This window comes from Klebsiella sp. RHBSTW-00484 (assembly GCF_013705725.1).
GTDB lineage: Bacteria > Pseudomonadota > Gammaproteobacteria > Enterobacterales > Enterobacteriaceae > Klebsiella.
In genome coordinates, this window is the sequence record NZ_CP055481.1 from 2,321,864 (window position 1) to 2,336,888 (window position 15,025).

At 54.3% G+C, this 15,025-nt stretch carries 8 protein-coding genes and 1 pseudogene; 3 read left to right on the forward strand and 6 right to left on the reverse strand.

Going from position 1 to position 15,025, the window contains the following annotated elements:
* Nucleotides 1-6: 6 nt before the first annotated feature.
* The 3 genes and pseudogenes from HV213_RS11040 to HV213_RS11050 all read right to left on the reverse strand — a co-directional run bounded on the left by HV213_RS11040 (nucleotide 7) and on the right by HV213_RS11050 (nucleotide 5,265).
* Nucleotides 7-930, reverse strand: coding sequence for an acyltransferase (locus tag HV213_RS11040; protein ID WP_024196075.1), 924 nt, complete (start codon nucleotides 928-930; stop codon nucleotides 7-9).
* Nucleotides 931-1,122: 192 nt separating this feature from the next.
* The gene (locus tag HV213_RS11045; RefSeq protein WP_016241531.1) at nucleotides 1,123-4,179 is read right to left on the reverse strand and encodes an efflux RND transporter permease subunit; all 3,057 of its coding nucleotides are present in this window, start codon (nucleotides 4,177-4,179) and stop codon (nucleotides 1,123-1,125) included.
* A pseudogene (locus HV213_RS11050) lies at nucleotides 4,179-5,265 on the reverse strand (efflux RND transporter periplasmic adaptor subunit). Before HV213_RS11050 ends, HV213_RS11045 begins: the two are co-directional and overlap by 1 nt.
* A gap of 524 nt (nucleotides 5,266-5,789) precedes the next feature.
* Here HV213_RS11050 and HV213_RS11055 point away from each other — a divergent pair.
* Together HV213_RS11055 and HV213_RS11060 are read left to right on the forward strand one after the other, a co-directional pair.
* Nucleotides 5,790-6,221 (forward strand): universal stress protein, encoded by a 432-nt coding sequence (locus tag HV213_RS11055; protein ID WP_016241528.1) that lies wholly within the window; start codon nucleotides 5,790-5,792, stop codon nucleotides 6,219-6,221.
* Nucleotides 6,222-6,271: 50 nt separating this feature from the next.
* Nucleotides 6,272-8,959 (forward strand): cation-transporting P-type ATPase, encoded by a 2,688-nt coding sequence (locus HV213_RS11060; protein WP_016241527.1) that lies wholly within the window; start codon nucleotides 6,272-6,274, stop codon nucleotides 8,957-8,959.
* A 167-nt stretch (nucleotides 8,960-9,126) separates the two neighbouring features.
* On the opposite strand, the gene HV213_RS11065 is transcribed toward HV213_RS11060, so the two are convergent.
* Together HV213_RS11065 and HV213_RS11070 are read right to left on the reverse strand one after the other, a co-directional pair.
* Complete coding sequence (locus HV213_RS11065; RefSeq protein WP_181485729.1) at nucleotides 9,127-11,724, reverse strand: hypothetical protein; 2,598 nt, start codon at nucleotides 11,722-11,724, stop codon at nucleotides 9,127-9,129.
* Between the two features lie 310 nt (nucleotides 11,725-12,034).
* Nucleotides 12,035-12,814: an SDR family oxidoreductase gene (locus HV213_RS11070; RefSeq protein ID WP_181485730.1), complete on the reverse strand. Its 780-nt coding sequence runs from the start codon at nucleotides 12,812-12,814 to the stop codon at nucleotides 12,035-12,037.
* A gap of 276 nt (nucleotides 12,815-13,090) precedes the next feature.
* On the opposite strand from HV213_RS11070, the gene HV213_RS11075 reads away from it, so the two are divergent.
* Nucleotides 13,091-13,984, forward strand: a complete 894-nt coding sequence (locus HV213_RS11075) for a LysR family transcriptional regulator (protein ID WP_181485731.1) — start codon at nucleotides 13,091-13,093, stop codon at nucleotides 13,982-13,984.
* A gap of 34 nt (nucleotides 13,985-14,018) precedes the next feature.
* On the opposite strand, the gene HV213_RS11080 is transcribed toward HV213_RS11075, so the two are convergent.
* The gene (locus tag HV213_RS11080) at nucleotides 14,019-15,008 is read right to left on the reverse strand and encodes an aldo/keto reductase (protein WP_181485732.1); all 990 of its coding nucleotides are present in this window, start codon (nucleotides 15,006-15,008) and stop codon (nucleotides 14,019-14,021) included.
* Nucleotides 15,009-15,025 lie beyond the last annotated feature (17 nt).

The window sequence follows — 15,025 nt, forward strand, 5'->3', positions numbered from 1 at the left end:
AGGGCATCAAATCGTAATCACCTTTTTCACCAGCGAATTGGACAGCGCTAGCATTGAAATTAACACCGAGGCGATGAACGTCAGGACAATCAGCATTAACTTGGTTCCCAGCGAGCTAATTGGGATAAGCGCGGTCAGCAGATGAAAAACGGAGTAGTGAAGAATATAGACGCCGGTCATCGTTTTGCTGATAGTCGCCAGAATGGTCTCTTTAAACTCGCTGTTTTTACGAAACCGCACGCCGTTGGCGGCAATCACCAGCGCCACCACCAAAATATAAATTTGTGATCCGGTAAGAATGAACGCATTTCTGTCAGCCTTAAACAGGGCGAAGAAGAAATGGCGCTCGTAAAACCAGGTGAAGAGATAAATAAACGGAATGGCGATCATCGCGCCTTTCACCACTCTCTCGCGGGTCAGCCAACTGGCGACCAGCGGATCGCTGAACAGCTGGCCGGTCAGGTAAAACAGCAGCCAGGTCCACAAACGGTACTGCGGGGCCAGGCTCAGCGCATGAACATCAGGATACAGCGCGGACAGCAGATCGTAGCCATATGAGAGCAACAGCAGCGCAAATACCACGCCGAAAAATAGCTTGCGTCGCTGGCTGAGCCACTCGATAAGCGGATGAAAGGTGTAAATCACAATAAAGGCAAAAACAAACCACGGCTGGATAAGATAACCGCGCTGGTAGGGTTCCCAGAGATAGTACACTGTCATCCAGAACAGGAAGACGATAACTACGCTTTTGATTTTACCCATTTGCCACTGCGCATCGTGCCGTGACTGCGAATCCAGATAGCCCGCCACCACAAAAAACAGCGGCGTGGCTATGGTCGAAATAAACGTCAGAAAACCGAGGATCCAGTGATAGTCGTAATCATAGTGATCCCGGGTGTTATAAATGGTGAAGAAGGTCACCGCCGTCATGCATCCCAGCGTTTTAATAATATTTAATCCGGTACTGTTCATTATTGTGGCTTCATATCCTTAGAGCCTATCCCATTAGGCTATTTTATTTGCCATTTTGGTCCTGGGCAGTGCTCACAAGCCTCACGTACTGCGTGTACGCTTCGGTTGTTGCGCGCTGTCCGTGCCCAAACTGGCTGCAACAATATACGCCTACTGGGATAGGCTCTTATTATGGAAACAGGCGTAAATCACTGGCAGAACCAGCAGCGTCAGAATAGTAGCAAAACCCAGACCAAACATAATAACTACCGCCATACTCTGGAAGAAGACATCCAATAATAAAGGGGCCAGACCGAGAACGGTGGTGAAGGCGGTCAGCAGAATAGGGCGCAGACGCGAGGTGGCGGCATAAATAATGGCTTCCTGCTGCGCTTTTTCCTGCTTCTGCTGCTCAATTTCCTCAACCAGCACGATGCCGTTACGAATCAACATCCCGCTCAGGCTAAGCAAGCCTATCAATGCCATAAAGCCAAAAGGAATACCGGTAATCAAAAAGCCTGGCGTTACGCCAATCAGCGCCAGCGGCACCGTCAGCCAGATAGCGATCGCGTTTTTCAGCGAGCTGAACATCAGCACAGTGATAACAAACATCACCAGGTAACCCAGCGGCAGGGTGGTGAACAACCCCTGCTGCGCTTCGCGGGAATTCTCCGCGTCGCCGCCCCACTCAATACTGTAGCCGTGCGGTAGGGCGAGGGCATCGATTTGCGGCTTCACGCGCGCCAGAATATCGCCTGAGGTTTGATTGCTCAGCGGATCGGGGTCGGTCTGCACGGTCAGTACGCGGCTGCGGTCGCGGCGCAGGATCAAAGGATCTTCCCACTCGAGATTAAAGCCGCTGACCACGTTACTGAGCGGGATATACTGCTGGCGGTTTTGGCTCCAGACCAGCACATTATTCAGGTGGTTAGCATCCTGGCGCTCGGCGGCTGGTGGGCGAACCACCACCGGCAGCAGGTCAGCCCCTTCGCGATAGAGTCCCGCACGGCTACCAGAGAAATTCATCTCCAGCGCGTTATCGATATCCTGTTTATCTACTCCCAGTTCGCGGCCTAAGCTGGCGGAATATTGTGGGCGGATAACCTTGCTGCGGTTCTGCCAGTCGTTGCGCACGCCGTCGGTGGCCGGGTCTGCGGAGAGAATATCGCCCACCTGGCTGGCGAGCAGGCGCAGGCGGTCGGGATCCGGGCCTTTGATGCGCACTTCAATGGCGCTATCGCCGGAAGGGCCGAACATCACGCGTTTGCTGCTGGCATTAACCTGCGGATAGTTGCGCGCAATATAGCTGTCAACATGCTGCGTCAGAGCGTTAATACTGCGCTGGTCGTCCATGCGTACCATGATCTGCGCGTAGTTGCTGTATTGCCGTTGCCCGCTGTAGGTGAGGATAAAACGCATACTGCCCTGACCAACGGTGGCGATGGTGGTGACAACGCCCGGCTGGCCGTTAATCGAGGTTTCAATATCGCTGGCCATCTTTTCGGTTGTCGCAATATCAGTGCCATAGGGAAGCCAGAGGTCAACAAAGAAGATAGGCGTGTTCGATGAGGGGAAAAAGTTCTGCCGCACCGAGCCGAATCCCCATATTGAAGCTGCCAGCAGCGCCGCCATGACGGTCAGGGTGATCGCTTTGCGCATCAGTAGGGTGTGCAGAATCTGCTGATAAATGCGATAAAAGCGCCCGCTGTAGGGGTCGGTATCCGAGGTTTCAGCAGGCGGCTGTTGCCCTTTGAACAGCCACCATTTAATCAGTACTGGCGTGATGGTTAACGCTGAGAACCAGCTCAGCATGAGTGAAATCAGCAGCACCTGGAACAGTGATTTGCAGTATTCTCCGGTGGAGTCCTGCGACAGGCCAATCGGCGCAAAGGCGAGAATAGCAATCACCGTCGCCCCCAGCAGCGGCAGCGCCGAGCGGCGAATCACATAATTAATCGCCGTGAGCAGCGTCGACCCCTGCTGGCGGGCAATGAGTACCCCTTCGACGATGACGATGGCATTATCGACCAGCATACTCAGGGCGATAATCAGCGCCCCCAGCGAGATACGCTGTAGCTCGATGCCCCACAGATACATAATCAGCAGCGTACCGAGCACGTTAAGCGCTAACGACAGGGCAATAATGATACCGCTGCGCACGCCCATAAAGATCAGCAGCACGCCGACGACAATGGCCAGTGCCATCAGGAAGTTAGTGATAAAGCCGTTCACCGAGTGAGCCACTTCTGCAGCCTGGTCGTAGAACAGGTCAATTTTGATCCCTGCCGGTTTTTCCGCCGACATCTGATCCAGTTTGCTTTCCAGCGCGCGACCAACGTCAATGACGTTGACGCCGGGAATAAACGACACCCCCATAGTGACCGCCTGGCGGCCATTAGCGTGATAAATGCTGGAAGGAGATTCGCTGAGTCCGCGCGATAGCGTGGCAATATCGCGCAATCGCGTCGCTGAACCTGAGCCGTGCGGGCTGATTAACAAATCGCCCAGCTCGTCGAGATTTTCAAACTCCCCCGTTGGATGCAGGCGAATTGACTCGCTGCCGGATTTAATCTCACCGGCGTTAGACACTACGTTCAAGCGACTGAGGATTGCCGCCAGTTGGTTGAGCGTGATACCGCGGGCGGTCATTTTTGCCAGCGAGATATCGATATTGATTTGTTGTGGGATCGCACCGCCGATAGCGACTTTGCCAACGCCGGGAACCAGCACCAGTTCGCGCCTGAGCTGCTCGGCGTAGCGGACCAGCTCAGGGTTGGTAAAGCTCTCGCCGGAGATAGCAAAGAAGAAGCCAAAGACATCGCCAAAATCGTCGTTCACAAAGGGGGAGGCCACGCCGGGCGGGAACATCCGGGCGGCGTCTCCTACCCGACGGCGCAGCTCATCCCAGATTTGCGGCAGCTCGCTGGAGTGATAATTCGAGGCGATATTGACGGTGATTTGCGACAGACCATTGGAGGAAATTGAGCTGACGTTGTCCAGATAGGGCAGCTGTTGCAGCGCGTTCTCCAGCGGCAGGGTGACTTCTTCCTCAACCTGCTGCGCCGAGGCTCCCGGATAGTGGGTGATGACCACGGCGGTCTTGATGGTAAACGCCGGGTCTTCCAGGCGACCGATATTCAGCAGGGCGAAAATACCCCCGATGCCCAGCAGTAAAATAGTCAGCCAGACGCGAATCGGGTTGTTAATAAACTGACGAGAGATATCCATTACAAACCTCGTTCACGCGTCCAGATTCGAACCGGTTGCTGCGCATGCAGTTCACTGACGCCTGCCGCCACGACGCGCTCGCCGACGCTAAGCCCTTCGGTAATGACCACTCCCTGAGAGGTGACCTGGCCGACGCCAACTTTTCTGTCCTCAAGCTGTAGCTGTTCGCCTTCGCCTTTAACTACCCAGACGTGGGGCTCATTGCGCTGGCGATTATCCGGATTAAATACCGCTTCAACCGGCACCACGACGGCTTTATCGCCCGCGCTGGCGGGCAGGTTTGCCAGATTGACCGTCACGGTCCCACTCACGCCGCCCACTGACGGAAAATCGGCCGGGCGCGGCATGGTTAAAATGATCTGCCAGGTCAGAGTGTTGCTGTCGCTGCTACCGGTATGTTCTTTATATTCGGCGGTGAACTGACGGTCCGGCATAGAGTTGATTTTCACCACCGGACGATACTGCGCATTGCGGATATCAATAGTCGTAAAAAGATTCTCCGGAATGCTGAACACCACGTCGAGCAGATCGGTTCGCGTCAGGGTGACGATCGGCTGTCCGGCGGCGACAACCTGGTGATTACGGATCGGGACGCTGGCGGCAATACCGCTAAACGGCGCGGTGAGCGTCATTTGACTTAGCTCTTCGCGGGCGATTTTTAGCGCGGCGTTGGCGGAATCACGGTTGGCCCGCTGGATATCCATTTCCGCTTTTGAAATGGCCTGGCGACCCGGCCAGCGTCTGGAAGCGGTCGAACTGCCGCTGAGCGAGGGTTGCTGCGGTCTGCCGTTCGTTGACGCGTTGCTGCGCTTCCCGGGCGTTGAGCCGGGCGAGCGCTTGCCCCTGAGAGATACTGGCTCCCTGACGCACATCAAGGGATTCAATCTGTCCGCCGCGTTTGAACGACAGATCGGTAGAATCCCCGGATTCAATACGGGCAGGAAAAATGCGCTGCTGTGAATCACCAATGGCGACGACATCCGCAACTTTTACCATCCGCGGCAGCGGGGTAACTTGCGGTGCTTTCTGATCGCAAGCCGTTGTTATTAAAATAACAACGGGAATGAGAGAAAAATAACGGTTCACTGTATTCCCCTCGGTGCTAAAGGTTTTATTTTACATATTTTTCACAAATGCCGGCTTTATTCAGCCAGCGCTGAGACCACTAAATAGGTAAATAACCCGGAAGCCGTACAGGCGATTATTGCCAGGGCAATAAACAGGCTCAGGCGAAACAGGCTGTAGCCGAACATTGCTCCTCCTCTGGTATCAACCTTGTGCTAAGTAGATTCTTATCTACATAATTGTTGAATGGTTTTTAGAGGCGCGCAGGCCTCTGATAATGAGCATAGTCGTTGAAAAAAGGAAATGTTAAAAAGAGTAAAATTTGCGGTAATGTTGACGATTTTGCTGGGTTTTCAGTTGAATTGTCTGAGGTCGACTGAGTCTGTGATATTTTTCAATATATTAATTGGCATCTTAATAATGTTAATCGCCGTGTGCTACGTTTAATTATACCCATCATACTTCGAATCGAGATTTCTTCCTCAGCGCCATTGTCTGCGCTGTTTTCACCACCTTTTTTTATAGGTAATAAAAGGATTGTCTCTATGTATAAAAATATCCTCGTCCCGGTTGATGTGTTTGAAACCGGCCTTGCGGACAAGGCTTTGTCCCATGCTCAATTCCTCGCGCAAAGCTCCTCCGGGCAGATTCATTTACTCAACGTCATCCCGACATTTTCTCCTGCACTGACGCGCGGATTTATTTCCGATGCGCGAAAAATGGAAGACTATCTGGTTAATAATTCAAAAGAAAAACTCGCTGAACTCATCAATAAACTCTCTCTGAAGGAAAGCGATGTCCAGATTCATATTCGCAGCGGCAACGTCCGCGATGAAGTGACGAAACTGGCAGATGAACTGAAGGCGGATGTGGTGATCATTGGCTCACGCAATCCCAATATTCAAACCCATCTGTTGGGTTCAGAGGCGGCAAGTATCGTGCGTTATGCCCATGTGCCGGTTTTTGTGGTGCGCTAAGGGCAGCCTGAGGCTGTCCTGATTTCCGTTACAGGAGTGAGGAGATAACTATGAATACAGAAAAACCGGGCGGCCCGTTTTATCAGCTCTCCGTGGATGAAACCCTGACCAGCACCAACAGCACTCCCGATGGCATCAGCAGCGCTGAAGCGACGGCGCGATTACAGCAGTACGGTGAAAATGCGCTACCGCAAAAAGCGGGTAAACCGGCATGGCTGCGTTTTCTGGCGCATTTTAATGATGTGCTGATTTACGTCTTGCTGGCGGCGGCGCTGCTGACGGCGGTGATGGGCCACTGGGTCGATACTCTGGTGATCCTCGGCGTGGCGGTGATCAACGCCCTGATTGGCCATATTCAGGAGAGTAACGCCGAAAAATCGCTCCAGAGCATTCGCAATATGCTCTCCAGCGAAGCGGTGGTGGTTCGTCAGGGGAATCATGAAACCATTCCGACCACGGCGCTGGTTCCCGGCGATATCGTGGTGATCCGCGCCGGCGACCGCATTCCAGCAGACCTGCGGGTTATCGAAGCGCATAACCTGCGGGTGGAAGAGGCGATTCTGACCGGTGAATCAACGGTGGTGGAGAAAAGTACCGAAGCGCTTAGCGGCGAACTGCCGTTGGGTGACCGGACGAACCTGCTGTTCTCAGGTACCACGGTAAGCTCCGGCGGCGGCAAAGGCCTGGTGGTGGCAACCGGTGGCGATACCGAGCTGGGCCATATTAACCAGATGATGGCGGATATCGAGAAACACCGTACTCCGCTGTTGGTGCAGATGGATAAGCTCGGCAAAGCCATCTTTATCATCATTCTGGTGATGATGGCTGCGCTATTCGTCTTTAGCCTGCTGTTCCGCGATATGCCGGTTTCTGAACTGATGCTGTCGCTGATTAGCCTGGCGGTGGCGTCGGTACCGGAAGGGCTGCCGGCGATTATCTCGATTATCCTCTCGCTTGGCGTGCAAACCATGGCCCGGCAGAAGGCGATTATCCGCAAGCTGCCGACGGTCGAAACGCTAGGGGCGATGACGGTTATTTGCTCGGATAAAACCGGGACGCTGACCATGAACGAGATGACGGTTAAGGCCGTTATCACCGCCGATAAAGTCTATCGGGTGGAAGGGGACAGCTACGAGCCGGTGGGGAATATTCACCCGATCGATGAGCCGGACCCGATAACCGTCGCGCCGGGCACGCTGCTGGAGCGCTATCTGCGCACCATCGACCTGTGTAACGACAGCCAGCTAATCAAAGATGAAAGCGGGTTGTGGAAAATCACTGGCGGCCCTACGGAAGGGGCGCTGAAGGTGCTGGCGGCGAAAGTGACGCTTTCGCCGGCGAGCACCGAACTGCGCAGTAAGATCCCCTTTGATTCGCAATACAAATATATGTCAACGCTGTACCGCATCGGCAATGAGGAGACGATTTTAATTACCGGTGCGCCAGATGTGCTGTTCCGCCTGTGTCAGCATCAGCAAACCGACCATGGGCTGGAGCCGCTGGACCAGCCGTATTGGGAAGCGAAAATTGAAGAGTACGCGCGGGAAGGGCTGCGCATGGTGGCGGCAGCGTGGAAACCGGCGGCTGACGGGCAAACCGAACTCACCCATCAGGATTTGCAGCATGGCGTCATTCTGTTAGGGATCGCCGGGATGATGGACCCGCCGCGACCAGAGGCCATTACCGCTATCGGCGACTGCCTGCAGGCGGGGATCCGCGTGAAGATGATCACCGGGGACCACCCGCAAACGGCGATGAGTATCGGCAAGATGCTGGGGATCGGCAACGCCGGGAACGCCATTACCGGGCGCGAGCTGGAGGTGATGGACGATACCCAACTGAGTGAAGCGGCGCAGAAATTCGATATTTTTGCCCGTACCAGTCCGGAAGATAAGTTCCGTCTGGTTCAGGCGCTGCAAAGCAGGAAAGAGGTGGTCGGGATGACCGGTGATGGGGTGAACGACGCCCCGGCGCTGAAGCAGGCCGATGTTGGTATCGCGATGGGCATCAAGGGCACCGAAGTGACCAAAGAGGCCGCTGATATGGTGCTGACCGATGATAACTTCGCCACCATCGCCAGTGCAGTCAGGGAAGGGCGGCGGGTTTACGATAACCTGAAGAAAACGATCTTGTTCATTATGCCAACCAACCTGGCGCAGGGGTTGTTAATCATTATCGCGCTGCTGGCGGGGAATTTGATTCCGCTGACGCCGGTGTTGATTTTGTGGATGAACATGGCGACGTCGGCCACGCTGTCGTTTGGTCTGGCGTTCGAAGCCGGTGAAAAGAACATCATGCGCCGTCCGCCGCGCGATCCTAAGCTGCATGCGATGGACGGCTTTGCCATCTGGCGGGTAATTTTTGTCGGTTCGATGATCGCCGTGAGCGCCTTTGTGCTGGAGGCCTGGCTACAGCCGCGAGGCTACTCACCTGAGTTTATCCGCACCGTACTGTTGCAGACGCTGGTCACCGCACAGTGGTTTTATATGCTCAACTGCCGGGTGGCGGATGGTTTCTCACTGAGCAAAGGGCTGCTGGCGAACCGGGGTATCTGGATTGTCAGCGGCGTGTTGCTGGTGCTGCAACTGCTGATTATCTACGCGCCGTTTATGCAGATGCTGTTCGGTACCGAAGCGCTGCCGTTCCGCTACTGGGTGATCACCTTTATTATCGGTTTTGTGATGTTCCTGATTGTGGAAATTGAGAAGCCGCTGACGCGCAAGTGGCGCACGGCCTGAGTCATTCCCGGAGGCGGTGCTGCGCACCTGTCCGGGCTACCAGACAGCCGCATAATCGGTAGCCCGGACAGACGCAATGCGTCGCCTCCGGGGAAAACCAAAAAACAAAAGCCGACGCATAACGTGTCGGCTTTTCCGTTTCAGACAAAGAACACGATCTTAATGGATCAATCTTTGAGTTTAACCGGGTTATTACGATAGGCCGCCAGCTTCGCGCGCATCCAGCTGCTGCTGTTGTTATTGACCGCGCTTACCACGCCGGTGGTGGCACCGCCGCCAACCTGCACATGGAAAATACCGCGTGACGGGAAATCCACATATTTTGGCTCAGTGAAATCCCACTCATGACGCTTGAACAGCTCGCGCGGATTTTTGCCCATCATGCTGGCGTGAACATCAAGGAACTCGATGTCCAGCAGGTCAGCGTTAATGGCCTCCATAGAACTCCCGATTTCCGCATGGCCCATCAGGTAGCTGCCGCCGGTGCCCCAGAATTTCTCTTCTAACGCCCCAACTTGCTCGGAAACGGTGGCCAGACGGCTGGCCGGAACCTGCCATGGCAGCACCGGCTGGCGCAGATAACGGCTCAGCGCCGCGCAGAATTCGAAGGTGCGATCCCATTCAAACGGCGAGTAGCAGTAGCCGTTTTTGTAGGCGCGAGCAGTAAAGTCATCCGCTTCATAGCGGTCTGCGGCCATAAAGTCTGCGCCCTTAGCTACGACGGTGGTCCCTTTGGCATCGATGTATTCGATATCCTCAAAGACACCGACCAGCAGCGCGTACTCGGCGGTCAGCTTGCCTGCCAGAGTCGGGTCGATGGTCATTTTTTTCCTGGTGCCGTCTACGGCATCAAACACATCGTCATAGGTGAAATCATTATAAACCCACTGTGAACCGCCGACGCTCCACAGGTTCACCTGCCAGCCCAGCACCACATCCGGAGCCACTGCGCGCACCAGCCAGTTGACGCCTTTGATATAGCCTTTCAGGGTATCGGTAATCGCGGCAGGAACGGCGATATTCACGCCATGGTGTGCCAGAGCTTCCGCCAGCGGCTTGCGAACCGGAATCACATAGTCGGGAGAGAAACCGTACTTTTGACATTCGCCAAGGTAATCAGGGTTGACGATAAAGCCGCCCGGAACCGGATGCTCGTCATCTTTCATCGCCTGCGCCATTTGCAGCGCCTGAATGAAGTTGGCAAAGCTGAATTGATGGCGCTCAGGATCGTCAATAATGTTTTCCACGTCACCCAGCGACAGGTTGCAGGTGTAGGAGACCATCATCGGCAGCACGCTGTCGCCAGTTTTCGCGGAAACATCACGCGCCATCTGGATGATTTTTGAAGTCGGCTCTTTCGTCGGATCCAGATATGCGGACGCATCGCCCATGCCGTCATCACCGGAGTATTTGAACAGGGAAGAGACGCGCGCTTCGGCCAGGTCATCCACGTTGCTCGGTGACATATTGGCGCAGCCGCCAAAGCTCAGGAACTCAGGGAAACCTTTCACGCACAGGTTGGCCCCTTCAACGATCGCGATAACCAGCGTCAGCGGGGTATTTTTCTCAACGTTCAGCGTCTGCGTGGCTAAATCGATGTAGTACACAACGCCGTTATGAATAACGGTAGCGGATTCAACCTGATAAACGCCCGGAGACAGCTCAATCGACGGCGTAATGCTGCCGGTTTGCATCGCCAGATCGGCGAAAAAGTACTGACGCGGAACGTCGCTGCCATCAACAAGACGCAGAGCGAAAGTATCGGCGACCGTTTTTTCGGCAACTACTTTGAGGGTTAATTTCGCAGAGGCAGACTGAGACTCGTCGCGCTGGTTAGCGCGGGTGAAGGCGATATCGTGAAGCTGGTTGTCCAGCGCGCCGTTCGCCGCATCAAAGCTGTAGTGAATGTTATTCAGTTTGATGTCATCGATGCAAACTGAATAAGTCCCGGCGATCGGTAGACGCTCCAGGCGCTGTTTTTGACCTGCGCGCATGGTGAAGCGCTGTTTGGCAACGCCGTTTTCCAGATAAACAACGTTCAGATCTTCGTTATGCAGCGCGTGGGTGGCCGGTAAATTTACCGCCACGTCCAAAGTGGTGCTGCGTTCAGCCTGGGCAAAGGTAATATCAAGCGGGGTACGCTGGCCTTTAGTGATGGTCAGCTCCGTTGCGCTTAATTGTACTGCCGCGCGAACGGTACCTTCTGCGGTGCGCAGCTCTGCCGCGCTGACCGTGTAATCGCCTGCGTCGATATCAAAATTGGTCATGCCCGCTTTCGGAAGAAGCGTTTCGCTTTTCTCACCGCGAAGCAAAACTAGCGTAAGAGCGGTGTTTTCCAGTCCGGCCGGGAAGGCGGCACAGGTTACGGCCAGTTCACCGGCAACGTCTGCTTCTTCATCAGCGGCAGCGGTGAAGGTGCTGCGGAAAGTCTCCCATTTTGGCACGGTATCGGAGGACGCGTTGACGCCCATATGAATATTGGAAATGGAGTTACCTAAGGCAGAACCATCGGCGGCAGTTATCGTCAGCTTAATATCAAAGATGCCGCTGGACACTTCGCTTGATTCAATATTTGTATTTATTAGACACCATGGGTTTGTCGATACGTTAATATCCCCGGCGGTAATTTTACCTGGTGCACTAAAAGTCAGGATCATTTTTTCTTTAATATCAACGCTGGCGCCGGTAGCGGATTTGAACCCACTAATATCGGCTGTCGGGTACCAGGTGTCGTTACTAATATTAAGTGTGAAATCTAATTGCATTTTTTATCTCCATGAAAATATGCATGATCAAAGGACCATATGTTAATTGCCATCCCGGCTGAATTTGTCTGGTGTTGGTATAATTCAGTGCTCAAGCGCTTTTAGTTATAAATGAGTCGAAATAAAAGTGCATGCGTATTACCGATAAAATGAGGCGCGCTGATTTAATATGATAACGAATATCCCGCACTGTTTAATCAGTGAGGAATATTAGGTGAGTGATGAGGTTAATGAGGGGAATGTGATGGTCTGTATGATGGGGCGGGAAGAGCCTGTCCCCGCCGTGTCCCGTATTAAGTTGGCTCTGCGTTTAAATACGTTGCTTCAAAAACGTATTTAATTCTCTGACGATACACTCGGGTTCATCGACCAGCGGCATATTGTCCATATCCGCAATTGCGTCTATTTTTTGCGAATTATCAGACTGCAATGCGGCAAATAATGGCGTGAAGTCAGGTTGCTCCGGGCCGCGCTCGGCTACCAGCTCAAAGGTTTTATTGATTGCCGCGTCGTTGGTCAGGGCTGAAACCAGAACTTTGGCAATTTGTTTTCGCGAGATTACGCCATCGTCTGGGGTGCCGGCATGGCGGCGATCGCCCTGTAGCATCAGTAAATTATGCTCATTCTCATGGTTGTAATCGAACCAGCCCGGCCTGACGATGGTGTAGGGATGACCGCTGGCCCTCAGTAGGCGCTCGGCCCGACGCTTCCAGTCATGCACTTCCGTGCGCTGGTTAAATGAGCTGAGCCGCTCGGTGACGCCGATGGTGGTCATCAGCGCAATTCGCACCTGGGTTGGTTTAAGCAGCTTCAGTATATTGCGCACGCCGCCGTAGTCTATCGCTCGCGCGCCAATACGCCCCTGACCATCGGAGCCAAGGGTGAAGATGACGGCATCAATATCTTTCACCACATCCGTTAAGGTCTCCGGCATGGAGACGTCGCCGTAGACAACCTGCGCGTCGCGTGGGAGCAGTTTGACTTTGCGCCGATTTCTGACCAACGCTATGGGCTGATGGCCCATTTCGATCGCGGTTTCAACGACGTGAAGACCGATACTGCCCGTCGCGCCTGCAATGAGTATTTTCATGAGTAATCCTGGGTTCAATTCAGAGATATACCCAAAATAATTCGAGTTGCAGGAAGGCGGCGACGCAGTGAGTCCCCAGGAGCTTACTGAAGTAAGTGACTGGGGCGAGCGAGGAAAGCCAACGCATATGCAACTTGAAGTATGACGGGTATAAATGCGTTAAAAACAGGATAGCAATTACCATTATGCAGAGTAACGAGGCTAAAATGATTGCGTCTATGAATCGCCTTCATAAGTTCTGCGTGCGGGCAATCAAGTTAACTAAGGAGCCCACCGATGCTTAAAGAGAACTTCAACGAACTGCAGATCTTTCTGATCGTTGCGAGGGAGCGAAGCTTTACCAAAGCGGCGGGTAAGCTTGGTGTTTCGCAATCGGCGCTCAGCCACGCCATAAAGGGTCTGGAGGAGCGTTTAGACATCCGTCTTTTGACCCGAACCACCCGTAGCGTCGCGCCGACCGAAGCCGGTGAGCGCATTATTGCCTGCCTGGAGCCGCGCATTGCCGATCTGGAACAGGAGCTGGAAGCCGTTATTCAGCTCAATCGCGCGCCATCCGGCAATATTCGGCTCTCGGCAGGCGAGCACTCCGCGCGCAGGCTGGTCTGGCCGAAGCTCAAACCCTTTCTTAAGGAGTATCCGGAAATTAACGTTGAGCTGGTGGCGGATAATGGCTTTGTGAATATTGTGGAGGGGCGTTTTGACGCTGGTATCCGCCTTGGCGAAAGCGTCGACAAAGATATGATCGCCGTGAAAATCGGCCCGGATATGCGCATGGCGCTGGTGGGTTCGCCCGGCTATTTCGCGGAACATAAAATTCCCCAAACCCCGCATGAATTGCAGAATCATCGCTGCATCAATATGCGCCTGCCGACCGCCGGGGGACTCTATCACTGGGAGTTTGAGCGGGACGGTAAACCACTGCGCGTCAGGGTTGAAGGGCAACTGACGTTCAACCAGCTGTCAGAACGAATTGACGCGGCGTTATCCGGATTCGGTATAGCCTGCGTACCGGAAGACATGATTGAAGAATTAGTGACGTCAGGCGATCTTGTTCAGGTGCTTGAAGAGTGGTGCCCCTCTTTTCCGGGATATTACCTTTATTATCCCAGCCGTAAACAGCACCCACCGGCCTTTGCCCTGCTGATTGACGCGCTGCGTTATTCTGAGTAAACGGCCTGCGGCAACCCGCAGGCCGGGTTTAACCTTAACGTCCGACGCGGGCCATTAAGGCCGCCGGATAGCGCTCGCCGACGATTTTCACCGTTTCCAGCGCCTGGGTGATTTTACGCAAATCCCCCGCTGAAAGGACGAGTTCGGCAGCGCCCAGATTCTCTTCCAGCCGATGCAGCTTGGTGGTGCCGGGGATCGGCACAATCCACGGTTTTTGCGCCAGCAGCCAGGCCAGCGCAATCTGCGCCGGAGTTACGCCTTTTTCGGCGGCCAGCTCGCCAAGCAGGGTGACCAGTTGTTCATTGGCTGCAATAGCCTCGGCGGCAAAACGTGGCACTTTGCTTCTGAAATCATCTTCACCGAACGTGGTACCGGCTTTGATTGCGCCGGTTAAAAAGCCTTTGCCCAGCGGGCTGAACGGCACAAAGCCAATCCCCAGCTCTTCCAGTACCGGCAGGATCGCCTGCTCAGGCTCGCGCCACCACATCGAATATTCGCTTTGCAGCGCGGCAACCGGCTGCACGGCATGGGCGCGGCGAATGGTTTGTACGCCTGCTTCGGAAAGGCCGAAGTGTTTAACCTTGCCTTCGGCAATCAGATCTTTCACCACGCCGGCGACGTCCTCAATCGGCACGTCGGGGTCAACGCGGTGCTGGTACAGCAGGTCGATGACGTCGGATTTCAGACGACGCAGCGAGCCTTCGACGGCTTCGCGGATATGTTCCGGGCGGCTGTTTAAAATCTGCTGTTTGTTGTCATCGCCAAAGGTAAAGCCAAATTTGGTGGCGATAACTACCCGGTCGCGGAACGGTTTTAACGCTTCGCCGACCACCTCTTCATTCAGATACGGGCCGTACACTTCGGCGGTGTCGAAGAAGGTTACGCCGCGCTCAACGGCGGCACGAATCAGTTCGATGGCCTGACGGGTATCGGTCGCCGGGCCGTAGCCGAAGCTCAGGCCCATACAGCCCAGGCCGAGTGCCGAGACTTCAAGCCCGGACTGACCAAGAAAACGTTTTTGCATTGCGTTACATCTCCGTG

Excerpts from the sequence above, each read along its gene's own strand:
- HV213_RS11065 (WP_181485729.1), bottom strand. The coding sequence starts at position 11,724 with ATGCAATTAGATTTCACACTTAATATTAGTAACGACACCTGGTACCCG.
- HV213_RS11040 (WP_024196075.1), bottom strand. The coding sequence starts at position 930 with ATGACGGCGGTGACCTTCTTCACCATTTATAACACCCGGGATCACTAT.
- HV213_RS11055 (WP_016241528.1), top strand. The coding sequence starts at position 5,790 with ATGTATAAAAATATCCTCGTCCCGGTTGATGTGTTTGAAACCGGCCTT.
- HV213_RS11075 (WP_181485731.1), top strand. The coding sequence starts at position 13,091 with ATGCTTAAAGAGAACTTCAACGAACTGCAGATCTTTCTGATCGTTGCG.
- HV213_RS11045 (WP_016241531.1), bottom strand. The coding sequence starts at position 4,179 with ATGGATATCTCTCGTCAGTTTATTAACAACCCGATTCGCGTCTGGCTG.
- HV213_RS11080 (WP_181485732.1), bottom strand. The coding sequence starts at position 15,008 with ATGCAAAAACGTTTTCTTGGTCAGTCCGGGCTTGAAGTCTCGGCACTC.
- HV213_RS11060 (WP_016241527.1), top strand. The coding sequence starts at position 6,272 with ATGAATACAGAAAAACCGGGCGGCCCGTTTTATCAGCTCTCCGTGGAT.
- HV213_RS11070 (WP_181485730.1), bottom strand. The coding sequence starts at position 12,814 with ATGAAAATACTCATTGCAGGCGCGACGGGCAGTATCGGTCTTCACGTC.